This window comes from Acidithiobacillus sp. M4-SHS-6, assembly GCF_047421495.1.
Lineage (GTDB): Bacteria > Pseudomonadota > Gammaproteobacteria > Acidithiobacillales > Acidithiobacillaceae > Acidithiobacillus.
In genome coordinates this window covers 2,753,916-2,776,604 of the sequence record NZ_CP175559.1, presented here as the reverse complement: position 1 = coordinate 2,776,604, position 22,689 = coordinate 2,753,916, and the positions used below count along the sequence as shown (strand labels likewise).

The window sequence follows — 22,689 nt, the reverse complement described above, 5'->3', positions numbered from 1 at the left end:
CCGTGGCCAAATTGTCAATTTATTTTTTCAGGAGTGAGCGAGTATGGAATCTCAAACAAAAAAACGTCATCGTCGTAGTGCCGAAGAACGCCTTGCGGATTTGGAAGAAAAGCAACGTCAAACGGAAATGCGCCTGCGGGAGCAGTTGGCGAAGATTGAGCAGCAGAAAAAGTCCCTGCAGGAAAATCCCCGCGTCAAACGGGAGCGTGAAGCCCAGCGGCGTTCTCTGATGGATCGCATTTCCCGTTTGGTGCCTGATTGGGAACCCGCCCAGATTCTGGCAGCTATTGCCGAAGTTCGAGATCGCGTGGGAGACAGTCGTCCTGCCTTGCAGGAACTGGAATCCCATGGGAATGCATTGATGCAGGAATTGAAGCCGCGTCGGGGACGTCGTCCGCGCAGTGCTATTTAATCAGGCAGCATAATGAGAAAAGCCCCCTGATCTCTCTGGATCCGGGGCTTACTTTTCAGAATGGTTTTTAGCGTTTACAACCACGCCAACGTTTCAACGTAGGTATCCGATGGGCCATGTACGCACGAACATACCAAGGCATCTGCCGCTCGCGCAGCAATTGTCGCACTCGCTGTTGCATGGCCTCCAGGGTTAATTGGGGTTCCTTGAACGCCCCCTCGGCATAGCAGTAACTGCAGTAAAGCGAGCTGTGACTGCCATCACTTTCCGTTCCACCGCCTTGCGGGTCAAATTTTAAGGGCATACCACAACTCTGGCAGCGGTTTTTTTCAAGTTCCAGTTGGCGTAACCATTTTTTCATAGGCGAATTAGACATCCTCAGGAGCTACCAGTTCAAGCGCTTCAATATAAATATGCGCCATGCCCAGCAAGAAAACGATGTTCGGTATGATGAAAACCAGGGCGGTGGCGACGCCCATCCCCATGCTCAGTCCGACATTATATAGAGCGATGTTTCCAGTGACGGCGGCATGGGCAGCACTATCCATGATGAAGGGACGCCCCCAAATGGCGTCCAGCATCTGCCAGAACATGTCGGCACTCCGACTGAGTTCGCTGGCCAGCGCCGGAGCAGCGGCGGATAGGGCCATACTGTAACCGGTATACAGGATGATGGCGATAATGATGGCCAGGCCAGCCGATAAGGCGCCGAGTAATAACATCATCAGCAAAATGGCACCGGGTTTGTTTCGGGCAATGTTGAGGGTATGACGAAGGGAATTGCTCACCGATTCTCCATGCCAGAGGGCGGGCCCGGACAAGTTGAAAACAATGATGGCCAGTACGAAAACCACGGCATTGATCAGCATGGCCAGCGGAAACAGGGGTACAAACAGAATGGCACCTATTCCCGGTATCTTGCAGGCCAGAAAACCCAGCAGTTCCACCACAAAAATGCCAAAAAGCAGAAGACTCTCGATAATCAGCAAGCCAATCAGACGCGGGAGCGCTTTCAAACCAAAGCGGAGGCTCTGAATGATGCCCGGTAAGGCATCTCCCCGGGCTTCATGGAGTAATACTCCGCCAGCACCCAGATAGCCCACACCAAAACTGATGAACAGGATCAGCATGCCGATGCTGGCGCCTATTCCCCCTCCGGGCCAGTGTACGAAAATTTCCAGACCCGCCATACCGATCAAAACGGCAAGAATATAAACCAGAATCGGCTGCCAGAGCGTGATGCCGCGTAAGGCGCGCAGCAACAGCGAAAATGACAGATCTTCCTGGCTGGAGGAATGACTAAACATGCAAGTTTCCTTTTTCAGTGATCAGAGGCAAGGCTGAGTACAAGAATAACGGTTGGAGTTTTACTGTAAAGCGACATTCACCTTCGGTGATGTTACACTGAACAAATATTGACCGATTGGTCGGGTGCTTTTCAAGCGGCTGATAATAGATGGAAAGGAATCGCTGAGGAAATTCATGGATAATACCCAGGCAATGGCAGAGGGGGATGGGCGCCAGCGTATTCTGGCTGCCGCTGAAAAGCTCTTTTCCGATAAAGCCTTTGACGCGGTTTCCATGAGTGCCATTGCCTGCGAGGCGGGAATCAGCAAGGCCAATATTTATCACTATTTTCCCAATAAGGACACCCTGTATCTCGCCGTCTTGCGCATGGCCAGTCATAATCTCCGGGCCATATTGAATGAGGCCGTCAGCGCCCACGGTTCGGTGCTGGAAGTGTTGAGACATTTTGCCCACAATCACCTCCAGGCGCTTCTCAAAAGACCCGAGCTGGTACGTTTGGTCTGGCGGGAAATACTGGAAAAGGGGGCACCCAGGGCGCAGGAGTTTGCCGAACAGGGTTTCGCCGACACGTTTTCAGCCCTGGTCGATGTGCTGAAGCTGGGGCAAAGCCGGGGGGAGTTCCGTCAGGACTTTGATCCGGCACTGGTGGCCACCCTCCTCTTGGGTGCCAATGTGTTTTTTTTTCAGTCACGGGATATATTACGTCATTATCCTCCCATCACTTTTGCCGACGATCCTGCCGGATATGATGCAGGCATTGTCGAAATCCTTTTGCGCGGACTGGTCCCCTCCGTTCCTGAATTTTAGCGATTGAGCCCGAGACCCGTATGGATAAAAATCCCCAACTGCAAGCCCATGTCCTGGTAGAAGCCCTGCCCTATATGCAGCGTTTCCACGGCCGGACCATCGTCATCAAATATGGTGGAAATGCCATGACGGAGGCCCATCTGCAGGAACAATTCGCCTATGATGTCACCTTGATGAAGCAGGTGGGCATGAATCCGGTGGTCGTCCACGGTGGGGGGCCGCAGATCGGCGCCATGTTGGAGCGTTTGGGTGTGGAGACCCGCTTTGTGGACGGGATGCGGGTGACTGACGTTGCCACCATGGAAGTGGTGGAAATGGTACTCGGTGGCCGCGTCAACAAGGAAATCGTTCAGGGCATCAACCGCGCCGGTGGACGGGCCGTAGGGCTGACCGGTAAGGACGGGGCATTGATCCGCGCCCGGCCCTTGCGCAACGACGCGGTGGATCTGGGCTTGGTGGGGGAGGTCGCCGCCGTCAATCCCGAGGTGATTCACTGGCTGGATCAGGGTGATTTCATTCCGGTCGTGGCGCCCATCGGCGTGGGTTCCCGAGGTGAGTCCTACAATATCAATGCGGATCTGGTGGCGGGTGCTCTGGCGGCCACCCTGAAGGCTGAAAAGCTCATTTTGATGACCAATGTGGCGGGTGTGCTCGATCAGGATGGCATCTTGCGCACCCAGCTGAAAGCGGAGCAGGTTGCGCAGATGATTGCCGAAGGCCATATATACGGGGGTATGTTGCCCAAAATCCAGTGCTGCCTGGATGCGGTGGCGGCCGGCGTCCAGTCTGCCCATATCATTGATGGCAGAGTTCCCCATGCGTTATTGCTGGAGATATTTACCGATGCCGGGGTGGGGACGTTGATTGCCAATACGCTGTGAAAAAAGCTTCCCCTGCCTTCCTGGCATGACAGAAGGATTTCTTCTGCTGTAGCCCGCAAACGTCGCCTGAGCACGCCAGTCCCTGCCAGTTTTTCTCTTCGTCCCGACACACCCCGTATGATGCAGGTCGTGGTATTTACCAACCCCGTGGCCAGCCATGTCTGGCGGGTGCTGCAGCATTTGAAATCGGCCGGCAGAACCCATGAGTATTCCACCTGCTGCCTTGTTTGGGGTTCAAAGAATAGGTTTCAGGAAATTGACCCAAGCTGGAGCCCCGCCTGTATTGATGGTCACCGTGGCGCTGGTACCAATGTGCAGGGGCAGTTTGGGATCGGGATTGGTAATCATCACCCGCACCGGCACGCGTTGCGTGACTTTTACCCAGTTTCCCGTGGCGTTTTCCGGCGGTAACAGGGAAAATGCGTTTCCGGCCCCGCCACTGAGGCTGACCACCTTACCCTTGAACTGGTGATTGGGGTACATGTCCACCTGAACGTTGGCCGCCTGGCCGGGATGCACCCGGTTCAGATCGGTTTCCTTATAGTTCGCTTCCACCCAGTATTCGGCGTTGCCAATGAGCGGGAAGAGATCCTGGTTGACGTTCACCACATCACCCACATGAATTTTGTCAACCTTGCTGACCACGCCGGTGATGGGGGCGTACAAGATGGTTCTCGAAAGATTCATTTTGGCGGTGTTCAGGGCTGCCTTGGCCGCAGCAATCTGGGCGACATTGAGGCTTAGCTGGGCACGGGTAGCCGCCAGGTTGGCTTTTTCTGCCTGCCATTGCGCCAAGGCACTTTTTGCCGCCGTCATCCGGTTGTCCGCTTCCTGTGCGGACAAGTACTTTTGCGCGGCCAAGGCCGCCGCCCGTTGGGCATTACGCTGGGCATTCTGATAGTTGATCCGGTCCTCACTGACATGCGCCTCGGCAGCAGCAATGTTGGCCTGAATGGCAGCCGTCTGACGTTGTGCGTGGGCGAGATCTGCCTCGGCTTTTTGTACGTCATACTGGTAAGCCTCTGGATCTATTTTGACCAGAGGCTGTCCAGCCCTGACCACTTGATTATCGTGGACATAAACATCCACTATATGACCGGTCACTCGCGGCGCAATATTGACCACATGCGCATGAATGTAGGCGTCATCGGTACTCGGGTAATAGTCGGCAATCTGAAAATAGGCATAGGCACCGAAGGCGACAATAATGAGTATGATCAGGACTACAAAGCGTTTTAGCCAGCGCATAACTATCCTTTGTTGCAATGACAGCAGCCGATTCCAGGACCGGGCCATAAAACTATCGAAACATTCCGTAGATACGGTATCTTAGCAGCCTTCATCAGGGCGATACTCTGGGAGGAGCCTGTTGTACATTTTTGACAGGACCAGCCGCAAACCGCATACTGACCGTTCGGTTGACACCATAACCTAAACATTCCATGTCGGCAAGATGATGCAGCAAATAGATCCTAAGGAGTAATCATGAAAAACAAGCAGTGGGCCTGGGCAGGTATTTTCGGCGGCGCAGTTCTCGGACTGATGATCTCGGTCCCGGCAATGGCGGATGGCGAAGGTTTGCATATCATTCAGGGTGGACCCTCGTATTTCAATGTTGGACTGGGTGCTTTCAATGCGGCGGGCGTGTCCCCTGGACAGGGTTATACCAACGCCACCTTGCCGATGATTGACCTGGAATATCAAACCGGGGCCAAGTTGTTCGGCATTGGGGCTGTCTATGGATTGATGGCCAACACCAATGGCGGCTTCATGGGCTATACCGGTTTTTACACGGATGTGGCCTGGGATCACTGGGTGCTCACCCCGGTGCTTGCCATGGGTGGGTACCATCAAGGCCGTGGGAAGTATCTGGATGGCACTTTTCAGTTTCGTCTGGAACTCAGCCTCGATTACCAGTTTGCCAATCAGTCCCGTTTTGGTCTGAAAATCGCCCATATTTCCAACGCCTACACCAAAAAGAGTGATCCTGGCGAAGATGAAATCATGCTCAACTACTCCATGCCCCTGTCTTTTGGAGAACATTCCTGATAGAAACTATCCGGCGTGAAGTCCTAATTTTGCAAAGAGGATCTGGTCATGACCACTGCTGGCATTATTGGTCGTCAGCAGGCGGTCTCCCAGGAAAATGCTGTTGGCGCCTGCCAGAAAGGCCAGGGCCTGCAACTCGTCACTCATGCTTTCCCGTCCGGCGGATAGCCGGACATAGGCTTCGGGAAACATCGTCCGGGCCACGGCAATCGTGCGCACGAATTCCAGCCCGTCTATGGGCGTGACGGATTCCAGCGGTGTGCCTGGGATAGGTACCAGGGCATTGATGGGTATGCTTTCCGGTGCCTGGGGTAGTTGCGACAACACCTGAAGCAGGCGCGCCCTATCCCGGCGTGATTCGCCCATGCCCAGAATGCCCCCACTACAGATTTTGATGCCCGCATCGCGGACCGCTTCCAGGGTATCCAGACGATCCTGAAAACTCCGGGTATGAATCACCTCCCCATAAAATTCCGGCGAGGTGTCCAGGTTATGATTGTAGTAATCCAGTCCGGCCGCCTGCAGACGCTCGGCCTGCCCGCTTTTCAACATGCCCAGGGTGACACAGCTTTCCAGTCCATGTTCCTTGACGACCTGGATCATGGCGGCGACTTTTTCGATATCCTTGTCGTGGGGGGAGCGCCAGGCCGCGCCCATGCACAAGCGTTGCGCGCCATTGGCTTTGGCGGCGGCAGCGGCGCTGCGCACCATTTCGATATCCATGAGGGCCTCGGATTTCAGGTTGCTGGAATGATGCACACTTTGTGAGCAATAACCGCAGTCTTCCGGACAGCCCCCCGTTTTGATGGACAGCAAGGTGGAGCATTGAATGGTGTTGGGGTCAAAATGCTGGCGATGCACCTGCTGCGCCGCAAAAATCAGGTCGTTGAAAGGCCGAGCGTAGATTTCGAGAATGTGGTCCAGGCTATATGCATGGGAAGCTGTCGTCATGGTGTTTTCCGGTGGGTATGATGAAGTGTGGGGCGTTTATAGGCCGCCCAGATTCAGAATGGCATTGACCAGCAGCGCTTTCAATAACTCAATGAGCAAAAGGGCCACCAGGGGGCTGATATCTATCCCGCCCAAGGGAGGAATAATCCGTTGCAGGGGGTAGAGAATGGGGCCGGTCACCCGATCCAGAAAATGCACGATCGGATTGCGGGGATCGGGATGCACCCAGGATAAGATGGCACGGATCAGGATGGCCCAGAACAAGAGGGTGAGGACCAGATCGGTCAGTCGCGCGACTGCAATGCTGATGCTGTTTATTATCATGCGTCTGTCTTCAGCATCTGGCTCAGTGCCCGCCCGCGTTCAGCAGCGGCCGCCAGGGCGCGCTGCGCCAGGGGGCGCAACTGTTCTTCCCAGACGGCCAATCCCGCCGCCGTGGTTCCCCCCGGGCTGGTGACCTGATGGCGCAGCTCACTGGGGCTTGCCGGGCTGGCGGCCGCCATCTGGGCCGTCCCCAGAACGGTTTGCAAGGCCAGCGCCCGGGCCGTGATCCGATCCAGACCCTGGAGTACGACCGCATCTTCCAGCGCCTCCAGAAACAGCAGCACGTAGGCCGGACCGCTGCCGGCCAGGGCCGTTGCCGTATCCATCAAGGACTCATCGTGTAGCCAGAATACCTTGCCGACCCCGGAAAAAATCTGTTGTACGGTGTCACATTGACTGGCAGTGACCGTTGCCCGGGCAAACAAGGAAGTGGCTCCAGCCCCGACCTGGGAGGGGGTGTTGGGCATGGCGCGCACTACCGGCGTACCTTCGCCCAGTAACGCCGAGATTTGTGTGCTGGAAATGCCGGCCGCCACAGAAACAAAAAGTACGGACCCGCTGCGCAAGACGTCACCCCATTCCTGGAGGATGGCAGGCATCTGTTTGGGTTTGGCGGCATAAATCACCACACTGTGCTGGGGCAGCTTTGCGGCCTTGGCAGGATGACTGCGCACCCCGAATTCTTCCGCAAGGGCTTCACGATGCCGAGTGCTGGGGGCATGTACCTGGATTTGCCGGCCCGCAATACCCTGTTGACGCATCCCGGAAATAAGGGCGCGGGCCATGTTGCCTGCACCAATAAAAACAATGTGCTGTTCAGTCATGAGCTCTCCTGGTGGCGACTGCCAAACAAAATGGTACCCAGCCGGATTTCGGTGGCGCCATGGGCCAAGGCCTGGATGTAGTCCGAAGAGGTACCCATGGACAGGGTGTCCAGATCGGGATATTTCCCGGTGTTCAGCAGCGTGTGAAATAAAGTCTGCATCTGGGCAAAGTTGCTCTGGGCCTGGTCAGGGTCGGGATGGACCAGTGCCATCAGTCCACGCAAGCGCAGGAAAGGCAGCTTTCGGATGTCGTCTGCCAGGACTTCCAGCGCTGCCGGAGGGCATCCTCCTTTGCTGTCTTCCCCACTGACCGCCACTTCAATCAAGACATTGAGCGCGCTGGCGGCACCTTGTCTTGCCGCATTCAGACGCTGGGCAATGAGGACGCGGTCCACACTTTCCACCCAATCGAAGCTGCGGGCAATTTCACCCGTTTTATTGCGCTGAACCCGGCCGATGAAATGCCAGCAAATAGGCTCCAAATCCCGCAGTGCTGCTTGTTTTTCCAGGGCTTCCTGCAGATAGTTTTCGCCGAAGTGCCGCAGTCCCAAGGCATGGGCTTCTCGCAGAACATCTGCGGGAACCCTCTTGCTGACCGCCAATAGGGTGGTTCTGGTAGGCACAGGCATGGCGCGTTGGACCTGAGCAAGATTTTCGGCGAGTGACATGCGGCTCCCAAACGTGGGCGAAATGGTCAAGGTCGACTATAGTAACGCCCAAAGGACCTGATGCAAATCACGGGTTCCCGTACTCAGTTGGAGAGTGGATGAATGGATATCGCTGAATTGCTCACCTTCGCGGTGAAAAATAATGCTTCGGATACGCATATTTCAGCAGGGCTCGCCCCTATGTTGCGCATCAACGGAGATATGCGCCCTCTCAACGTGGAGGCGCTGGATAGCAAGGCCGTCCACGCGATGATTTATGACATCATGTCAGACTCCCAGCGCAAATGGTATGAAGAAAATCTGGAAATCGATTTTGCCTATGAGTTACCGGGCATTGCCCGCTTTCGGATAAATGCCTTTAACCAGGACCGGGGACCAGCGGCGGCATTTCGGACCATTCCCGCCAATGTGCTGAGTCTGGAAGCGTTGAATGCCCCGAAATCCTTTACAGAAATTATTAACATACCCCGTGGGCTCGTGCTGGTGACGGGGCCGACCGGATCGGGAAAGTCCACGACATTGGCTGCCATGGTCGATCACATCAACAGCAATCGGCCGGATCACATCATTACCATCGAAGACCCCATTGAATTTATCCACACGGCGAAGAAGTCGCTGGTGAACCAGCGTGAGGTCGGGCCCCATACCCATTCCTTCGAAAACGCCTTGCGTTCGGCCCTGCGGGAAGATCCGGATATCATTCTGGTGGGTGAATTAAGGGATCTGGAAACCATGCGTCTGGCCTTGACCGCAGCAGAAACCGGGCACATCGTGTTTGCCACCCTGCATACCAGTTCTGCGCCAAAAACCATTGATCGTATTGTGGATTCATTTCCAGGGGGAGAAAAGGACATGGTTCGGGCCATGCTCTCGGAATCCTTGCGGGCAGTCATCTCCCAGACCCTGCTCAAGACCGCCGATGGAAAAGGCCGGGTACCGGCGCACGAAATCATGATCGCCACTCCCGCCATTCGCAATCTGATTCGCGAAAACAAAGTAGCGCAGATGTATTCGGTCATTCAGACCGGACAAAATCAGGGCATGCAAACCCTGGATCAGTGTCTGGCGGATTTGGTGCGGGCGCACAAAATCACCCGCGAGGAAGCCCTGCGCCGGGTGCAGAACAAAGACAGTTTCATGAACGTGGCCTGAGGAATTCGGCATGTCGGTACTGAATGATCTATTGGCGCTGATGGTCGAAAAAAATGGTTCGGATCTCTATCTGACAGTGGGTTCCCCACCCGTCATGAAAATGGATGGAAGGGTGGTGAACCTGGGTACGGAGATGCTGAAACCCGGACAGGTACTGAGTCTTGCCCAGGAAATGCTGGGGATGGAGCGCCTGCAGGAATTCCAGCAGGAAAAAGAAATCAACATGGCGATTTCGGCCACGGGGATCGGGCGTTTTCGGGTCAATGGCTTTTACCAGCGCGGTGAATTGAGTTTTGTATTGCGTGCCATCAAAACCCAGATCCCGACTTTGGAACAACTCCAGTTGCCACCCATCCTCAAGGATCTCGCCATGACTTCCCGAGGCTTGGTGCTGTTTGTCGGGGCGACGGGTTCGGGCAAAAGCACTTCTCTCGCCTCCATGATTGAGTTTCGCAACCAGAACGCCGCCGGGCATATCCTGACCATTGAGGACCCTATTGAATATCTTCACAAAAACAGCAAATCCATCGTCAATCAGCGCGAGGTGGGTATTGATACCCGCAATTATGAAAGAGCCCTGGAAAATGCCCTGCGCGAAGCCCCCGATGTGATCCTGATCGGCGAAATACGCAATCGGGATACCATGGATCATGCCATGGCCTATGCGGAAACCGGGCACTTGTGCATGTCTACCCTGCATGCCAATAACGCCAACCAGGCCATTGAGCGCATCATCAACTTTTTCCCCGAAGACCGGAAAAAACAATTGCTGATGGATTTGTCCCTGAACTTGAAGGCCGTCGTTTCCCAGCGCTTGCTGCCTGTCAAGGGGCAGGCGGGACGCATTGCGGCTGTGGAAGTGCTGATCAATACCCCGGCCATTGCCGATCTCATTTACAAAGGCGAGGTGGGACTGCTCAAGGAGGCCATGGGGCGCACCAACGATATGGGCATGCAAACCTTCGATCAAAGTTTGCTCAGGCTCTATGCCGATGGGCTGGTGGAATATGAAGACGCATTGCGCGCCGCCGATTCCCAGAATGATCTGCGTTTGGCCATCAAACAGGATTGCCTGCGCCGGGGGCTGGACGACCCGGGCGCTGCCCATTCTGCCGAAACCCAGTGGCAGGTCTGATGGCACTTCCTTTGGAGTGGCTGCTGGATGCTCTGGTGAGTGCGGTTTTGCTTGCCTGGCTGGTTCTGTTTTTTGGCCGAGGCTATTTCTGGCGCGCTGACCAGCGCCTGCCCGATCTCCCGGCAGCAAGCTTTCCGGATAAGAAAGCTTCGGCAGAGCGCCTGCCTGCCGTCATCGCCATTGTTCCCGCGCGCAATGAAGCCGAAGGGATTGGCCCCTGTGTCACCGCCTTGTTGCGTCAGCACTACCCAGCTGCATTGCGGGTAATGGTGGTGGATGATCAAAGTGAGGATGGCACGGCGGATATCGCCAGAGCGGCGGCGGAAAAAATCGGTGCTTCTGATCGTTTGCAGATTCTTGCGGGCAAGGCGCTTCCTGAAGCCTGGGCGGGTAAGGTTTGGGCCATGCATCAGGGTGTCGCGGCAGCCGAGGATGCGCCGCTCCTCTGGTTTACCGATGCCGACATCGTCCATGGCCCGGACGTGCTGCAAAAACTGGTACTTCATCTGCAGCGCGACAATCGCGCACTGGTTTCCCTGATGGTGATGCTGTCCTGCCGCAGCTTCTGGGAACGCCTGCTGATTCCTCCCTTTATTTTCTTTTTCCAGATGCTTTATCCCTTTCCCTGGGTCAATGACCCGCGCCGCAAGCTGGCCGGGGCCGCAGGCGGGTGTATGTTGCTGCGTCGGGACTTGTTGCTGCAGGCTGGTGGTTTTGCCGCCATGCGGGGGGCATTGATTGACGATTGCACCCTGGCCGCCCTGATGAAAAAACAAGGCCCTGTCTGGCTGGGGCTGGGGACCGAGAGCCATAGCTTGCGTGACTACCGTTCTCTCGACGAAATCTGGCGGATGGTGACGCGTTCGGCTTACGTGCAGTTGCAATTCAGTCCCTGGCGTCTACTGGAGGCCACTCTCGGGATGCTTTTTCTGTATGCGGTGCCGGTCATCATGCTGGCCGCCGGATTAGTCTTGCAGCAATGGGTCTGGACGACGCTGTCAGCACTCGCCCTGGGGTTGATGGCTTGGGCTTATTATCCCAGTGTCCGGTTGTATGCTTTGAATGGCCTCTGGATTTTGACCCTGCCAGTGGCAGCCCTGCTTTATACGCTGATGACCCTGGATTCCGCCCGCCGTCACTATCGGGGACGAGGTGGCGCCTGGAAAGGGCGCCACTATGATCAATCGGGAGAAAAACGTCCCTGATCGGGGGTTGCTGGTTTAGCGATAATGCAGCAGATAACGCCATTCAAAAGCCATTTTTGCCGCGTGCCAGAGGGAGTTGGGCAGAACACTGGCGTGGTCCTTGTTGCGGAAAACCAAGAAGCCACTGTCGAGGGTGTCGATAATACAGATCAGTTCCGCCCGGAATGACTTGTCGGCGGGTTTGTTCTGGAGCTGTAAAAGGGCATTGTGTACGGCAGCTCCCGCCTGCAGATCTGCGGTATGTCCCTGTTTGGGAAGCCAGTCGGGACTGTTCGCATAAGAACCCGCATCCCCCACCACAAAAACCCCCGGATGCCCGGGAACCTGACAGTATTCATCGGCCTGAATAAAGCCACCGGCGGATAGGGGCAATCCCGATGTTGCTGCCCAATCAGGACCGGTCATGCCGGGCATGAACAGAATCAGATCTGCGGCAATGTCGCCACCTTCGGTCATGACTTTGTCGGCGGCAAACCCCGTGATTTTATGACCCAAATGGGTCTGGATCTGGCGTTTCTCCATTTCGGCCAGCAAGCCGGCAACCGCCTTGGCACCCAGACGGTTGCCCGGTTCGGTCATGGGATTAAAAAATACCAGTTGGATCTGATCACGCTTGCCGATTTTGCGCAGATAACCATCAATGCCAAACAGCAGTTCAAAAACCGGCCCACCACGCACTGCCGACGGTTCCTGGGGGTTGCCCGCGAAGCCAAAAGCGATGGTGCCTTGGTCCAGAGCCGCCAGGCGATCACGAATTTGCTCCGCTACGGCAATCCCGTCACAAATGGCCAGACTATGTTCGATGCCCGGCAACTTGCGCAGACCCCGTCCACCGCTGGCGATGATTAATATATCGTTGTGGATTTCGCCCTGATCGGTGATGACGGTCCGACCAGCATCGCGCAGTCCGGTGACCCGTCCCCCATGAAAATGCACATTTTTACGCTGAAAGAACCGATCCAGGGGAATGCGTAGCTGTTCGCCCTGGCGCAGTCCAGTGGGGATCCAGATCAGGCTGGGGAAATAAATGAATTCTGCCTGGGGTGCGATGAGGGTGATTTCGGCATCAGGCAATTGTCGGCGGATTTGCCGTACCGCCGTCAGGCCCCCAAACCCTGCCCCTATGATACTGAATTTATGCATGGTTACTCCTCGCTCATGGGTTTGTATGAAGTTGTCCATCTCCGCGCCGATACACCATATCATAGACGCTATGGCCGAGTTTTTCACCGCGTCTTTCAAAACGTGTCGGGATGCGATTGCCGGGGCGATCCGAAAATCCGTTTTCGGGATGCGTGTTTTGCAGGCCCTGGGTCTGATTGAGGACCTTCAGCATGTGTTTGGCATAATCGGTCCAGTCGGTGGCCAGTTGTAATTCTCCCCCTGCCTTGAGCAGACGACACAGCATGCCCGCAAATTCCGGCTGGATCAGGCGGCGTTTTTGTTGCCGGGTTTTCGGCCAGGGATCGGGAAACTGAATGATGATGCGCTGAAACAGGGCATCGGGCAGGGTTTTCATCCAGGCGACCACATCATCATGGACAATGCGGATGTTGCGGATGCCGGCATTTTCCATCTGCAATAACAGGGATCCCACTCCGGGAGTATGGACTTCGGCACCAATGAAACCCTGCTCAGGATGGGCAGCCGCCAGAGCGGCAAGATGCTCCCCGTTACCAAAGCCGATTTCCAGGGTGATGGCGCGTTGCCCTTTCCAGGGGTCCTGCCAGGGCTGTTCTACCGGGATTCTCAGGGCCGGGAGGGTACTTTCGATAATACGACCTTGTGCCGCCGTGATACGGCCCTGACGCAGCACAAAGCTGCGAATCGGGCGATGTCTGGTATTGAGCGCTGCTTCCATGACAGGCATTATAACCTGTTTAATGTAAAGGCCCAGAGAGGAGAGCAGGCATGGAACATCCCCTGGTTGGGGTGCTAATGGGCAGCAACAGTGACTGGGAGGTCATGGCTGCGGCGACAGAACAGTTGCAGGCGTTGCATATTCCCCATGAAAAGCGGGTAGTATCGGCGCACCGTACCCCGGATCTGCTGTTTGAATATGCCGCCACGGCCGCATCCCGGGGATTGCGCTGCATCATCGCCGGTGCGGGCGGGGCGGCGCACCTGCCCGGTATGCTCGCGGCCAAAACGATCCTGCCGGTATTGGGTGTTCCGGTTCCGTCCCGGCATCTCAATGGCATGGATTCTCTCTTGTCCATTGTGCAGATGCCCAAGGGTGTTCCCGTGGCGACTTTTGCCATTGGCACGGCGGGGGCTGCCAATGCCGGCCTTTTTGCGGCGGCTTTGCTGGCTGCAACGGATGTTTCCCTGGCCCAACGTTTGCAGCAGTTCCGCCAGCAACAGGAGGCCATGGTCCTGGGTATGACCTTGCCGGAGTCCGCACCATGATTCTGCCCGGTGCCACCCTCGGCATTCTCGGGGGAGGGCAACTGGGGCAGATGTTCATCCTGGCGGCCCGACGCATGGGTTACCCGGTATGGGTGCTGGATCCGGACCCGGATTGTCCGGCGGCAGGGGTGGCTGACCAGCATCTTTGTGCGGCCTACGATGATCCCGCCGCCTTGCAGTCCCTGGCCGATCACTGTGCAGCAGTGACCACCGAATTTGAAAATGTCCCGGCTTCGGCCATCCACTATCTGGAGAGACGTTTGCCGGTGCGTCCTGGTGCTGCGGCTCTGGCCATTGCCCAGGATCGGGCGCGGGAAAAAAGCTTCTTTCAGGAACTGGGTCTGGAAACCGCCCCCTTTGCCTGGTTAAGGCAGGCGGAGGACCTGACCATGGCGGCACAGCATCTCCGCTTTCCCGCCATTTTGAAAACCACCCGTTTTGGCTACGATGGCAAGGGACAAAGGCATGTGACCACGGCCAGTGAACTGTCCACCGCCTGGCAAAGCCTGAATACGCCCGAAGCCATTCTGGAATCCCGCATTCCCCTGCAACAGGAATTTTCCATCATTCTGGCGCGCGCCGTGGATGGCATGATGGTGTTTTATCCAGCGGCCGAAAACATCCATCACCAGGGTGTGCTGGATCTCAGCATCATTCCAGCCCGGGTACCTGAAGCCTTGCAGACGCAGGCCCGGCACGGTGCAGCGCGCATTGCCACTGCGCTGGATTATGTGGGCGTGCTGGCCGTCGAGTTTTTCGTGTCCACAGAAGGACAGTTACTGATCAATGAAATGGCCCCCCGCCCCCATAACAGTGGTCACTACAGTATCGATGCCTGCGTCAGCAGCCAGTTCGATCAGCAGGTGCGTGCGCTCTGTGCCTTACCCTTGGGCGATACCCGCCTGATCAGTCCCGTGGTCATGATGAATCTGCTGGGGGATTTATGGGAAACCGGAGGACCGGACTGGCAGAAGCTGCTACAGCATCCCCAGATCAAGCTGCATCTGTATGGCAAGAAGGTGGCCCGTCCCGGGCGCAAAATGGGTCACGTCAATGCCCTGAGTATCGAAGCGGAGCGGGCTCTGTCCGTGCTGAGAATCTTGCGTCGCGATTGGAACTGGCCCCGATGACGGGCTCAGGACCGGGCACGGCCCAGCAAATGCTGGGCAATCAGTAAAATCACCGCACAGCCCAGAAAAAACGCCAGACTCCAGTGGGTGACCGGCCATCCGGCCAGGGTTCGGGTTCCGGCCGATGCGCAGGAGCCATGACCAGACAGGGTCGAAGCAAAAGCTTTGCCCCAGTTTCCCAGCGCCGGAGTCCCCTGAAACACTTGCACAGCAGCACAGGTGTCCACCTGAGTCATGGCCATTTGGGTCAGATGCCACTGCCAGCCGGCCAGGGCCGCACCGGCAAGGGCATAGAGGGCAGCTAATGCCCATAACCCCCGGCGTATGCCGTCCTGCCAGAAAAATCCCATGGCTACCATGAGGATGACGGCGAGATCCACCAGACGCTGATACACACACAGGCTGCAGGGTTGTTCAGCACGGGCGAATTGCAGCCAGAGCACCAGCGCAAAGGCCAGAATACCGGCGAGGATGACCAGCCCCGCCAGCCAGGAAGCGCTGCGCGCGCCAGTCATTGCGCGTGGATGATTTCTGCCCATTGCCTGTGGTCCGGAAGCCCGGCGACATAGTGGGTTTTGCCATCCTTGCGAAACACTAAGAACGGCACGCTGGCTCCCGGAATTCCCAGCACTTCGGCCTCCTTGTTGATCAGCAGGGAAGCATTGAAATCCAGCGCCGAGCGCATCTTTTTTTGCAGGGCAGCGGATGCGGGTTTGATCCCCCCTTCCGGACCATTTTGGGTGCTGAACTTGTTTTCATTGAGTTTCATGGCCGCCAGCGGACTAGGTGCGGCAAGAATGGCAGCGGCCTTGCCCGCACTGCTAGGGGTCAGAAAGCCGACCGTAATGAAACGCACCCGAATTTTTCGGCTGTCTATGGGATTTTGCAGCCAGATATAGATTTCATGACAATAGGGGCAATTGGGGTCGTAAAAGTCATAGATAATGGGACCTTTGCTGCCCTCCTGAATGTAACGGGTATGGGCCAGGGCTTGCCAGTAGTCGATATCCCCATCACTGGCCGCAGGTCCGGCCAGGGCGAAAGATGCGGCACTCTGTATGATCAGAATCCCGAGCAGGATGCCGATAATCCGGACAGGATGCCGCCATGGTTTCCGTGTGTGGAACATTTCCCGTTTTCTCCGTATGAATTTCATTGGAAATAGGTCATCAGCTAGTGGCCATCAGAAAGACGGCTTCAAAAGTTTCTGGATCCGCCTTTCATGATTCTCGCCTTGTCGCGTTGCCATTCCCGATCTTTGATCGTCGCGCGCTTGTCATGTTCCTGCTTGCCCTTCACCAACGCAATTTCCGTTTTGGCGCGGCCCTGTTTCCAGTACATGGCCAGGGGCACAATGGTGAAACCCTTGCGTTCGACGCTGCCAATCATGCGGTTGATCTGTTCCCGGTGCATCAGCAACTTGCGGGTCCGGGTGGGATCGGGATGAATATGGGTGCTGGCAGTCAGCAGGGGACTGATATGGGCACCCAGTAACCAGAGTTCACCCTCCTTGACGATGACATAACTATCCTTGAGGTTCAGGCGTCCGGCACGCAGGGACTTGACCTCCCAGCCTTCGAGGACAATGCCGGCCTCAAAGCGCTCTTCAATGAAATAATCGTGTTTCGCCTCGCGATTCAGGGCGATGGTGCCGCTCATTGCACAACTCCCGTGCCAGTTAGCCGCTCATTGTACGTGAAAGAAGGTGTTTACAGAAAGTGGCCCAGCCAGAGGCATTGACTTGACCCGTCTTCCTGTGAAATTTTTGCCAGGGGATGAGGGAGGAAAACCGTGGAATCTAACTTGTTGACGGGACAGTTACTGCACCGTCGTCCCCGGCAACAGGAGGCGATTCCTGACTGGGTGCTGCTCAATGAAATGCAGCCCATTGCCAACTGGCTGGAAACCCGGCTCAGTGCGGCGTCCCGGGAAATCCTGCTGGAGAATTATATTTTTTCGGCGGGTACCTGGCCCGAGCGAATTCTGCGCTTGCTTTGTGACAAGGCCCTCGCCGGGGTCGCCGTCTATGTGACTCTCGATGCCCTGGGCAGCAGGGCTTTCCCCGAAAGCTGGGTCAACGCGCTCCAAGAAGCTGGAGCGCATCTGCATTTCTATCACCGCCTGCAGTTGAAGGGGCTGGAAAGGCGTCTGCGCCGTACCCATCGGCGCATAGTGGCCATTGATGGCCAATGGCTGGCTGTCGGCGGTTTCGCTTTTGATGATGAATGGCTGGAGGACAAACCGGGCAATCCCCCTTATCGGGATATGCTCTTTGCCTGTCGGGGAGGGCTGGTAGCCAGGGGGCGGGAAATATTTTTTCGCCATCGTCCCGAATGGTTGCCGGCCATGCCAGCAGATCATGCTGCAGAGCCCGTGGTTTCTGAGCCCTCCTGGGGCGAAGGACGATTTCTGGAAGGCACTCCGCCCGGCAGTTATGCCGTGCGTCGACGCTTGTTGGCGGCCATTCACGGGGCGCGGCAAAGCATCTGGATAGCGACGCCCTATTTCAATCCGGACCCGATCATCCTGCACGGTATCTATGGGGCGGTACAGCGGGGGGTGGATGTGCGCCTGCTCCTCGCGGGGCGGATTACCGACCATCCACTTTTGCGATTCGGGATTCAGGCGTATTATCAAAAGCTGATGCGTAGAGGGGTGCATATCTACGAGTATCAGGATGCTTTCCTCCATGCCAAGTATGTTTTGGTGGATCGGAGCTGGGCGACACTGGGTTCGGCCAACTTTGATTTTCTGAGTTTGTGGTTTAATCACGAACTGAATCTGGAACTGCGGTTATCTCGGGTATCCCTGCTCTTGTACGGGCTGTTTGTGCGGGAGTTTGCCCGATCCCGAAAAATCGACCCGGAACCCTGGCATCGTCGCCCCTACTGGCGACGCCTGCTGGAATGGTGTCTGGCCCAGCTGGATCGCTGGGTACAGGCCCGCGCCCTGGGTCAACGCCGTTATTGAGAGGTTGCATGCATCATATTCGTAAAACGGCCGTGCTGCCATACAGCGCGAGTCAGGTCATGGCTCTGATTGAGGACATCCGTTCCTATCCGCAATTTCTGCCCTGGTGTGGCAGAACCCGCATCATTCAGGATCGGGATGAAGAAGTGGTCGCCGAAATCACGATTGCGCACGGAGCCTTTGGCAAGTCCTTCACCACCAAAAATCGCTATCAGCGCCCCAAGTTGGCGGAAGTCCGCCTGGTGAATGGTCCCTTTCGCTTTCTGGAAGGGTTGTGGCAATTGGAGCCGGATCCCAAGGGAACACGAGTGACTCTGGACATGCGCTTTGAATTCGTTTCCCGACTGGTGGGTGCCTTTCTGGAGCCGATTTTCAAGCAGGCGGCGGAAACCATGGTGCAGCGCTTCGCACAACGGGCCAGAACCGTGTACGGCCCGCCCGTGGCCCTTGCGCCATCCGCAGATGACCCAGCATCTACCGTTTAACTGCTGGTTTTTTCGGGGGTTTTCCCTGTCCCCTTGACGTCGCCCTGCACGCCGATGAGCTTGTCGTCCTTGTCAAAGAGGACAATCACATTGCGCACTTGGGTACCGCTGTAGGCGGGCTTGTAGCTATAGGCATAAACCCACTGATGGGGGTGCCAGGGATCCTTGAGCAGGGGTGAACCCAGAATGGTCCGGACTTGCAGCGCATCCATACCAGGATGCAGTTCCGCCAGTTTCTGGCTGGTGACAACATTACCCTGCTGGACGGCAACCCGATAAACACTGCAGGCTCCGAGGGAGAGGGCACAAAAGGTAATCAGGAAAATCAGGCGGAAGCTTCTCATAGTCCTTGTCTTAAGCGTCAGGTGCAACTATCCTAAACCATTACGCATGGGAATTGCTATGAGCATATGAACCACGAAAAACTGAACAGTGACGAATTGAAGCGGGCCGGCCTCAAAGCCACATTACCCCGGTTGAAGATTCTCCGCATCTTTGAAGACAGTGACACCCGGCACTTGACAGCAGAAGAAGTCTACCGCCAGTTGCTGGATGCCGGGGAAGAAGTGGGGCTGGCCACGGTTTATCGGGTACTGACCCAGTTTGAGATGGCCGGTCTGGTGCGCCGTCATCATTTTGAAGGCGACAAGGCCGTCTTTGAAATGAACGAAACCGGTCACCATGATCACATGGTCTGCACCGCCTGCGGCAAGGTTCTGGAGTTTTTTGATGAAGCGCTGGAGCGTCGGCAGAAGGAAATCGCCAGTGCCCAGGGCTTTTTCATCAGTGACCACAGCCTGTATTTGTATGGCACCTGTCTGGGCATGCAGGAATCCGGGGTCTGCTCCCTGCAAGGGGCGGCCAGCGAATAACCGGCTGTTTTGGACTGAGTGTCGCCTAGCTGCTCAGCACCAGATTATCCCGGTGAATAATCTCTGCTTCGTCAATATCCCCAAATAGTTCCAGCAGCGTTTTACTGCTTTTGCCCATTCTCAGCAGAACATCGGCTTGAGCGAAGTTGACCAGGCCACGGGCCACTTCCCGACCTTCCGGATCCAGACAGCGGAGCAGGTCGCCCCGCTGAAAATCTCCCTCGGCACCGGTAATCCCCACCGGCAGCAGGCTGCTGCCCTTTTCCCGCAGAACCCTGGCTGCCCCGGCATCCAGATGGAGAACCCCATTAGGCCGGAGCTGTCCGGCCAGCCAGCGCTTGCGCGCCGCCAGCTTGGCGACCGTGGGCCGAAAGTAGGTTCCCAGGGCTTCCCCAGCCCAGATGCGCAAGAGCACATCCTCCGCCCCTCCGGGGGCGATGATGGTCGCGGCACCGGACTGGGCTGCCCGGCTGGCCGCTCGTACCTTGGTGATCATGCCCCCGCTGCCAATGGCCGTGCCGGCACCACCGGCCATAGCCAGCAGGGCGGGATCTCCGGCTTCCACCTCTGGCAGCAGGCGGGCATCGGACACCTGCCGGGGATCCTGATCATAAAGCCCGGCCTGATCCGTCAAAATCACCAACAAGTCGGCTTCCAGCAGATTGGCGACCATGGCGGCCAGGGTGTCATTATCGCCAAAACGGATTTCCGTGCTGGCAATGGCGTCGTTTTCATTGATGATGGGAATGACCCCGAGTTCCAGGACCGTGCGCAGGGTCGCGCGGGCGTTCAGGTAGCGCTGGCGCTCCTGGAGGTCTTCGTGGGTCAGCAGGACCTGGCTGCCATGTACTCCGCCCCGGCGCAAAAAATCATTGTAGACCTGAATCAGGGCGGCCTGCCCGACACTGGCTGCGGCCTGCAGTTGATGCAGGGCGCTGGGCCGGCTTGTCCAGCCCAGACGCTCCATGCCAGCGGCCACCGCACCGGACGAAACCAGCACAATTTCCAGGCCATGACGGCGCAGCACCAGTAATTGTTTGACCCAGGCCTCGATGGCGGGTAGGTCCAGGCCCTGACCGTTGTTGGTCAGCAGGCTGCTGCCGATTTTGACCACCCAGCGCTGGGTATTTTTGAGGTCACGACTCATTCTTCGTCATCCCAGTCCGCATTCAGATCATCACCCTCTCCCTCTGCCAGATATTCTTCCTCTTCATCCCCCCAGTCTTCAGACTGGACGGGATCGGGGGCCGGTGGCAGATTGGGGAGAGCCTGCCAGATGGCGTGGGTGAGGGCGTTGCAGCCCGCGCCACTGGCCGCCGAAATCAGAAACGCCGGGCCCTCCCAGTCCAGGGCCGAACGGATTGCCGCAAAGCGCGCCTCGCCTTCTTCGGCGCTGAACAAATCGGCCTTGTTGACCACCAGCCAGCGCGGCCGTTGGGCTAGGGTAGGGCTGTAGGCCAGCAATTCTTCTTCCAGGGCGCGGATGTTTTCCGCAGGATCACTGTCATCCACCGGTGCCATATCCACCATGTGCAGCAGCAGACGGGTACGGCTGAGATGCTTGAGGAAGCGGGTACCCAGGCCGGCGCCTTCGGACGCCCCGGGAATGAGCCCGGGAATGTCGGCCAGCACAAACGATTCGTGGGTAGCCACCCGCACCACTCCCAGATTGGGGTAGAGGGTCGTGAACGGATAATCCGCCACTTTCGGGCGGGCGGCGCTGACTGCTCGTATCAGGGTACTCTTGCCGGCATTGGGCAGGCCCAGCAGGCCGACATCGGCCAGCACCCGCAGTTCCAGGCGAAGATTGCGTGCTTCGCCGGGAGTGCCTTTTTCATATTGGCGGGGAGCCCGGTTGACACTGGACTTGAAATACAGATTGCCATGCCCGCCGCGCCCGCCCTGGGCCACCAGCAGGCGTTCGCCTTCTTCGCGGAGATCACCCAGCAGTTCGTGGGTATCGTCGTCATAAACCAGAGTGCCCACCGGGACCTGGATTTCCTTGTCCAGACCGGCGCGGCCCGTCATTTGCCGGCCCGCCCCCCCATGGCCGGTTTCCGCCCGGTAGCGGCGCTGATAGCGGAAATCAATCAGGGTGTTGAGGCTGGCCTGGGCGACCAGATACACGCTGCCACCCCGTCCTCCGTCGCCGCCATCAGGACCGCCGAAGGGAATGAATTTTTCCCGCCGGAAACTCAGGGAACCATGGCCGCCAGTTCCCGAAGCAACATGAATGCGTACTTCGTCAATAAATTTCATGAAAAAACCCCGCTCCCGCAAAAACGGGGCGGGGTCCCTCTACGCAGAGCCCGGTTCAGGCCACGGCTACGACGCTGACGGTACGTACCTGGCGCGGTCCCTTGCGCTCGAATTTGACCACACCTTCTGCAGTGGCAAAAAGAGTATGATCCTTGCCGATGCCGACGTTGCTGCCCGGATAAAACTGGGTGCCACGCTGACGAATGATGATGTTGCCGGGAATGACCACCTGTCCGGCGTAACGCTTCACGCCCAGGCGTTTGGATTCGGAGTCGCGTCCGTTGCGCGAAGAACCACCCGCTTTCTTATGTGCCATGACTGTGCTCCTTAGGCTTCGATGCCGGTAATGCGGACTTCAGTAAAATACTGACGATGTCCTTGCTGCTTACGGTAATGCTTGCGCCGACGCATCTTGAAAATATGCACCTTGGCGGCCCGTCCTTGGCTGAGCACGGTGGCCTTGACGGCGGCGCCTGCCACCAGCGGTTGACCGACCACGACGTCACTGCCGACGCCGACCATGAGTACCCGGTCCAGCGCGAGTTCCGCACCCGGCTCTGCTTCCATCTTTTCGAGCCGGAGCTTGTCGCCCACTGCCACCCGATACTGCTTGCCACCATTTTCAATGACCGCGTACATCACCAACCTCCAACAAGGGTTTTACCCGGTACTGCCCGGAAAAGTTCGCAAGGATAGCGTTATCAGGCTATTAACGCAAGAGGATAAAGCGGCGGATATGCTGAGTCAAAAACTTTTCAGCCTTTACCTTTTCCCTAATCAATCTACCGGGGTAGAAACCCGCTTTGCCAACGGACTCGATCCTGTGCCACGTTCGCGCCTGGTATTTG

At 56.9% G+C, this 22,689-nt stretch carries 29 protein-coding genes; 12 read left to right on the top strand and 17 right to left on the bottom strand.

What is annotated here, in order from left to right:
- Positions 1-43: 43 nt before the first annotated feature.
- On the top strand, positions 44-412 hold the full coding sequence (locus ACJU26_RS14470) for a hypothetical protein (protein ID WP_414040299.1): 369 nt from the start codon (positions 44-46) through the stop codon (positions 410-412).
- 67 nt (positions 413-479) lie between these two features.
- Here the strand turns inward: ACJU26_RS14470 and ACJU26_RS14465 are convergent, their stop codons facing one another.
- Together ACJU26_RS14465 and ACJU26_RS14460 are read right to left on the bottom strand one after the other, a co-directional pair.
- Positions 480-773, bottom strand: a complete 294-nt coding sequence (locus tag ACJU26_RS14465; protein WP_414040298.1) for a zinc ribbon domain-containing protein — start codon at positions 771-773, stop codon at positions 480-482.
- 7 nt (positions 774-780) lie between these two features.
- Positions 781-1,719, bottom strand: coding sequence for a hypothetical protein (locus tag ACJU26_RS14460; protein ID WP_414040297.1), 939 nt, complete (start codon positions 1,717-1,719; stop codon positions 781-783).
- A gap of 175 nt (positions 1,720-1,894) precedes the next feature.
- Between ACJU26_RS14460 and ACJU26_RS14455 the strand changes: the two genes are divergently transcribed.
- A complete protein-coding gene (locus tag ACJU26_RS14455; RefSeq protein WP_414040296.1) occupies positions 1,895-2,527 on the top strand; it encodes a TetR/AcrR family transcriptional regulator in 633 nt (210 codons plus the stop codon).
- 20 nt (positions 2,528-2,547) lie between these two features.
- Positions 2,548-3,408 carry an acetylglutamate kinase gene (gene argB, locus ACJU26_RS14450; protein ID WP_414040295.1) on the top strand — a complete coding sequence of 287 codons (861 nt, stop codon included), beginning with the start codon at positions 2,548-2,550 and terminating at the stop codon, positions 3,406-3,408.
- A gap of 234 nt (positions 3,409-3,642) precedes the next feature.
- Here argB and ACJU26_RS14445 read toward each other — a convergent pair whose 3' ends face one another.
- Positions 3,643-4,656 (bottom strand): efflux RND transporter periplasmic adaptor subunit, encoded by a 1,014-nt coding sequence (locus ACJU26_RS14445; protein WP_414040294.1) that lies wholly within the window; start codon positions 4,654-4,656, stop codon positions 3,643-3,645.
- Between the two features lie 237 nt (positions 4,657-4,893).
- Between ACJU26_RS14445 and ACJU26_RS14440 the strand changes: the two genes are divergently transcribed.
- Positions 4,894-5,457 carry an acyloxyacyl hydrolase gene (locus ACJU26_RS14440; protein ID WP_414040293.1) on the top strand — a complete coding sequence of 188 codons (564 nt, stop codon included), beginning with the start codon at positions 4,894-4,896 and terminating at the stop codon, positions 5,455-5,457.
- 6 nt (positions 5,458-5,463) lie between these two features.
- On the opposite strand, the gene bioB is transcribed toward ACJU26_RS14440, so the two are convergent.
- From bioB to ACJU26_RS14420, 4 genes are read right to left on the bottom strand one after another with little or no spacing between them, the layout of a single operon-like run.
- Complete coding sequence (gene bioB / locus ACJU26_RS14435; protein ID WP_414040292.1) at positions 5,464-6,408, bottom strand: biotin synthase BioB; 945 nt, start codon at positions 6,406-6,408, stop codon at positions 5,464-5,466.
- A 36-nt stretch (positions 6,409-6,444) separates the two neighbouring features.
- Positions 6,445-6,732, bottom strand: a complete 288-nt coding sequence (locus ACJU26_RS14430; RefSeq protein ID WP_414040291.1) for a YggT family protein — start codon at positions 6,730-6,732, stop codon at positions 6,445-6,447.
- Entirely contained in the window at positions 6,729-7,556 is an 828-nt protein-coding gene (gene proC, locus ACJU26_RS14425) for a pyrroline-5-carboxylate reductase (RefSeq protein ID WP_414040290.1), read from the bottom strand. Before proC ends, ACJU26_RS14430 begins: the two co-directional genes overlap by 4 nt.
- The gene (locus ACJU26_RS14420) at positions 7,553-8,224 is read right to left on the bottom strand and encodes a YggS family pyridoxal phosphate-dependent enzyme (RefSeq protein WP_414040289.1); all 672 of its coding nucleotides are present in this window, start codon (positions 8,222-8,224) and stop codon (positions 7,553-7,555) included. Before ACJU26_RS14420 ends, proC begins: the two co-directional genes overlap by 4 nt.
- A gap of 102 nt (positions 8,225-8,326) precedes the next feature.
- Here ACJU26_RS14420 and ACJU26_RS14415 point away from each other — a divergent pair, with 102 nt between their 5' ends.
- Genes ACJU26_RS14415 through ACJU26_RS14405 form a run of 3 tightly spaced genes read left to right on the top strand, consistent with a single transcriptional unit; the run spans position 8,327 to position 11,716 of the window.
- Complete coding sequence (locus tag ACJU26_RS14415) at positions 8,327-9,376, top strand: type IV pilus twitching motility protein PilT (RefSeq protein ID WP_414040288.1); 1,050 nt, start codon at positions 8,327-8,329, stop codon at positions 9,374-9,376.
- Positions 9,377-9,386: 10 nt separating this feature from the next.
- Complete coding sequence (locus ACJU26_RS14410; RefSeq protein ID WP_414040287.1) at positions 9,387-10,511, top strand: PilT/PilU family type 4a pilus ATPase; 1,125 nt, start codon at positions 9,387-9,389, stop codon at positions 10,509-10,511.
- Complete coding sequence (locus tag ACJU26_RS14405; protein WP_414040286.1) at positions 10,511-11,716, top strand: glycosyltransferase; 1,206 nt, start codon at positions 10,511-10,513, stop codon at positions 11,714-11,716. The genes ACJU26_RS14410 and ACJU26_RS14405 overlap by 1 nt, the downstream gene beginning before the upstream one ends.
- Positions 11,717-11,731: 15 nt before the next feature.
- On the opposite strand, the gene ACJU26_RS14400 is transcribed toward ACJU26_RS14405, so the two are convergent.
- Entirely contained in the window at positions 11,732-12,859 is a 1,128-nt protein-coding gene (locus tag ACJU26_RS14400; RefSeq protein WP_414040285.1) for an NAD(P)/FAD-dependent oxidoreductase, read from the bottom strand.
- Positions 12,860-12,872: 13 nt separating this feature from the next.
- Positions 12,873-13,577: a tRNA (guanosine(46)-N7)-methyltransferase TrmB gene (trmB, locus tag ACJU26_RS14395; protein ID WP_414040284.1), complete on the bottom strand. Its 705-nt coding sequence runs from the start codon at positions 13,575-13,577 to the stop codon at positions 12,873-12,875.
- Between the two features lie 50 nt (positions 13,578-13,627).
- Between trmB and purE the strand changes: the two genes are divergently transcribed.
- Entirely contained in the window at positions 13,628-14,125 is a 498-nt protein-coding gene (purE, locus tag ACJU26_RS14390) for a 5-(carboxyamino)imidazole ribonucleotide mutase (RefSeq protein ID WP_414040283.1), read from the top strand.
- Complete coding sequence (locus tag ACJU26_RS14385) at positions 14,122-15,255, top strand: 5-(carboxyamino)imidazole ribonucleotide synthase (protein ID WP_414040282.1); 1,134 nt, start codon at positions 14,122-14,124, stop codon at positions 15,253-15,255. Before purE ends, ACJU26_RS14385 begins: the two co-directional genes overlap by 4 nt.
- A 5-nt stretch (positions 15,256-15,260) precedes the next feature.
- On the opposite strand, the gene ACJU26_RS14380 is transcribed toward ACJU26_RS14385, so the two are convergent.
- The 3 genes from ACJU26_RS14380 to smpB form a co-directional block, all read right to left on the bottom strand.
- Positions 15,261-15,770 carry a disulfide bond formation protein B gene (locus ACJU26_RS14380; protein WP_414040281.1) on the bottom strand — a complete coding sequence of 170 codons (510 nt, stop codon included), beginning with the start codon at positions 15,768-15,770 and terminating at the stop codon, positions 15,261-15,263.
- Positions 15,767-16,384, bottom strand: a complete 618-nt coding sequence (locus ACJU26_RS14375; RefSeq protein ID WP_414040280.1) for a thiol:disulfide interchange protein — start codon at positions 16,382-16,384, stop codon at positions 15,767-15,769. Before ACJU26_RS14375 ends, ACJU26_RS14380 begins: the two co-directional genes overlap by 4 nt.
- Positions 16,385-16,452: 68 nt before the next feature.
- The gene (gene smpB / locus ACJU26_RS14370) at positions 16,453-16,914 is read right to left on the bottom strand and encodes an SsrA-binding protein SmpB (protein WP_414040279.1); all 462 of its coding nucleotides are present in this window, start codon (positions 16,912-16,914) and stop codon (positions 16,453-16,455) included.
- A 132-nt stretch (positions 16,915-17,046) separates the two neighbouring features.
- Here smpB and ACJU26_RS14365 point away from each other — a divergent pair, with 132 nt between their 5' ends.
- Together ACJU26_RS14365 and ACJU26_RS14360 are read left to right on the top strand one after the other, a co-directional pair.
- Complete coding sequence (locus tag ACJU26_RS14365; protein WP_414040278.1) at positions 17,047-18,225, top strand: phospholipase D-like domain-containing protein; 1,179 nt, start codon at positions 17,047-17,049, stop codon at positions 18,223-18,225.
- An 8-nt stretch (positions 18,226-18,233) separates the two neighbouring features.
- Positions 18,234-18,710 carry a type II toxin-antitoxin system RatA family toxin gene (locus ACJU26_RS14360; RefSeq protein WP_414040277.1) on the top strand — a complete coding sequence of 159 codons (477 nt, stop codon included), beginning with the start codon at positions 18,234-18,236 and terminating at the stop codon, positions 18,708-18,710.
- Here ACJU26_RS14360 and ACJU26_RS14355 read toward each other — a convergent pair.
- The gene (locus ACJU26_RS14355; RefSeq protein WP_414040276.1) at positions 18,707-19,054 is read right to left on the bottom strand and encodes an outer membrane protein assembly factor BamE; all 348 of its coding nucleotides are present in this window, start codon (positions 19,052-19,054) and stop codon (positions 18,707-18,709) included. The genes ACJU26_RS14360 and ACJU26_RS14355 overlap by 4 nt on opposite strands.
- Before the next feature lie 66 nt (positions 19,055-19,120).
- Between ACJU26_RS14355 and fur the strand changes: the two genes are divergently transcribed.
- A complete protein-coding gene (gene fur / locus ACJU26_RS14350) occupies positions 19,121-19,582 on the top strand; it encodes a ferric iron uptake transcriptional regulator (RefSeq protein ID WP_414040275.1) in 462 nt (153 codons plus the stop codon).
- Positions 19,583-19,607: 25 nt separating this feature from the next.
- On the opposite strand, the gene proB is transcribed toward fur, so the two are convergent.
- The 4 genes from proB to rplU are packed head-to-tail and all read right to left on the bottom strand — an operon-like array spanning position 19,608 to position 22,480.
- The gene (proB, locus tag ACJU26_RS14345; RefSeq protein WP_414040274.1) at positions 19,608-20,729 is read right to left on the bottom strand and encodes a glutamate 5-kinase; all 1,122 of its coding nucleotides are present in this window, start codon (positions 20,727-20,729) and stop codon (positions 19,608-19,610) included.
- A complete protein-coding gene (cgtA, locus tag ACJU26_RS14340) occupies positions 20,726-21,841 on the bottom strand; it encodes an Obg family GTPase CgtA (protein WP_414040273.1) in 1,116 nt (371 codons plus the stop codon). Before cgtA ends, proB begins: the two co-directional genes overlap by 4 nt.
- A 55-nt stretch (positions 21,842-21,896) precedes the next feature.
- The gene (gene rpmA, locus ACJU26_RS14335) at positions 21,897-22,157 is read right to left on the bottom strand and encodes a 50S ribosomal protein L27 (protein WP_101536580.1); all 261 of its coding nucleotides are present in this window, start codon (positions 22,155-22,157) and stop codon (positions 21,897-21,899) included.
- A gap of 11 nt (positions 22,158-22,168) precedes the next feature.
- The gene (gene rplU, locus ACJU26_RS14330; RefSeq protein WP_101536581.1) at positions 22,169-22,480 is read right to left on the bottom strand and encodes a 50S ribosomal protein L21; all 312 of its coding nucleotides are present in this window, start codon (positions 22,478-22,480) and stop codon (positions 22,169-22,171) included.
- Between the last annotated feature and the right edge of the window lie 209 nt (positions 22,481-22,689).

What these genes read in the sequence shown, in the direction of transcription:
- ACJU26_RS14470 (WP_414040299.1), top strand. Translation starts at nt 44, where the DNA reads ATGGAATCTCAAACAAAAAAACGTCATCGTCGTAGTGCCGAAGAACGC.
- ACJU26_RS14440 (WP_414040293.1), top strand. Translation starts at nt 4,894, where the DNA reads ATGAAAAACAAGCAGTGGGCCTGGGCAGGTATTTTCGGCGGCGCAGTT.
- cgtA (WP_414040273.1), bottom strand. Translation starts at nt 21,841, where the DNA reads ATGAAATTTATTGACGAAGTACGCATTCATGTTGCTTCGGGAACTGGC.
- ACJU26_RS14460 (WP_414040297.1), bottom strand. Translation starts at nt 1,719, where the DNA reads ATGTTTAGTCATTCCTCCAGCCAGGAAGATCTGTCATTTTCGCTGTTG.
- proB (WP_414040274.1), bottom strand. Translation starts at nt 20,729, where the DNA reads ATGAGTCGTGACCTCAAAAATACCCAGCGCTGGGTGGTCAAAATCGGC.
- ACJU26_RS14400 (WP_414040285.1), bottom strand. Translation starts at nt 12,859, where the DNA reads ATGCATAAATTCAGTATCATAGGGGCAGGGTTTGGGGGCCTGACGGCG.
- ACJU26_RS14410 (WP_414040287.1), top strand. Translation starts at nt 9,387, where the DNA reads ATGTCGGTACTGAATGATCTATTGGCGCTGATGGTCGAAAAAAATGGT.
- ACJU26_RS14385 (WP_414040282.1), top strand. Translation starts at nt 14,122, where the DNA reads ATGATTCTGCCCGGTGCCACCCTCGGCATTCTCGGGGGAGGGCAACTG.
- bioB (WP_414040292.1), bottom strand. Translation starts at nt 6,408, where the DNA reads ATGACGACAGCTTCCCATGCATATAGCCTGGACCACATTCTCGAAATC.
- trmB (WP_414040284.1), bottom strand. Translation starts at nt 13,577, where the DNA reads ATGGAAGCAGCGCTCAATACCAGACATCGCCCGATTCGCAGCTTTGTG.
- rpmA (WP_101536580.1), bottom strand. Translation starts at nt 22,157, where the DNA reads ATGGCACATAAGAAAGCGGGTGGTTCTTCGCGCAACGGACGCGACTCC.
- ACJU26_RS14420 (WP_414040289.1), bottom strand. Translation starts at nt 8,224, where the DNA reads ATGTCACTCGCCGAAAATCTTGCTCAGGTCCAACGCGCCATGCCTGTG.
- ACJU26_RS14405 (WP_414040286.1), top strand. Translation starts at nt 10,511, where the DNA reads ATGGCACTTCCTTTGGAGTGGCTGCTGGATGCTCTGGTGAGTGCGGTT.
- ACJU26_RS14445 (WP_414040294.1), bottom strand. Translation starts at nt 4,656, where the DNA reads ATGCGCTGGCTAAAACGCTTTGTAGTCCTGATCATACTCATTATTGTC.
- ACJU26_RS14380 (WP_414040281.1), bottom strand. Translation starts at nt 15,770, where the DNA reads ATGACTGGCGCGCGCAGCGCTTCCTGGCTGGCGGGGCTGGTCATCCTC.
- ACJU26_RS14415 (WP_414040288.1), top strand. Translation starts at nt 8,327, where the DNA reads ATGGATATCGCTGAATTGCTCACCTTCGCGGTGAAAAATAATGCTTCG.
- proC (WP_414040290.1), bottom strand. Translation starts at nt 7,556, where the DNA reads ATGACTGAACAGCACATTGTTTTTATTGGTGCAGGCAACATGGCCCGC.
- rplU (WP_101536581.1), bottom strand. Translation starts at nt 22,480, where the DNA reads ATGTACGCGGTCATTGAAAATGGTGGCAAGCAGTATCGGGTGGCAGTG.
- ACJU26_RS14375 (WP_414040280.1), bottom strand. Translation starts at nt 16,384, where the DNA reads ATGTTCCACACACGGAAACCATGGCGGCATCCTGTCCGGATTATCGGC.
- ACJU26_RS14465 (WP_414040298.1), bottom strand. Translation starts at nt 773, where the DNA reads ATGAAAAAATGGTTACGCCAACTGGAACTTGAAAAAAACCGCTGCCAG.
- ACJU26_RS14355 (WP_414040276.1), bottom strand. Translation starts at nt 19,054, where the DNA reads ATGAGAAGCTTCCGCCTGATTTTCCTGATTACCTTTTGTGCCCTCTCC.
- ACJU26_RS14455 (WP_414040296.1), top strand. Translation starts at nt 1,895, where the DNA reads ATGGATAATACCCAGGCAATGGCAGAGGGGGATGGGCGCCAGCGTATT.
- ACJU26_RS14360 (WP_414040277.1), top strand. Translation starts at nt 18,234, where the DNA reads ATGCATCATATTCGTAAAACGGCCGTGCTGCCATACAGCGCGAGTCAG.
- purE (WP_414040283.1), top strand. Translation starts at nt 13,628, where the DNA reads ATGGAACATCCCCTGGTTGGGGTGCTAATGGGCAGCAACAGTGACTGG.
- argB (WP_414040295.1), top strand. Translation starts at nt 2,548, where the DNA reads ATGGATAAAAATCCCCAACTGCAAGCCCATGTCCTGGTAGAAGCCCTG.
- smpB (WP_414040279.1), bottom strand. Translation starts at nt 16,914, where the DNA reads ATGAGCGGCACCATCGCCCTGAATCGCGAGGCGAAACACGATTATTTC.
- fur (WP_414040275.1), top strand. Translation starts at nt 19,121, where the DNA reads ATGAACCACGAAAAACTGAACAGTGACGAATTGAAGCGGGCCGGCCTC.
- ACJU26_RS14430 (WP_414040291.1), bottom strand. Translation starts at nt 6,732, where the DNA reads ATGATAATAAACAGCATCAGCATTGCAGTCGCGCGACTGACCGATCTG.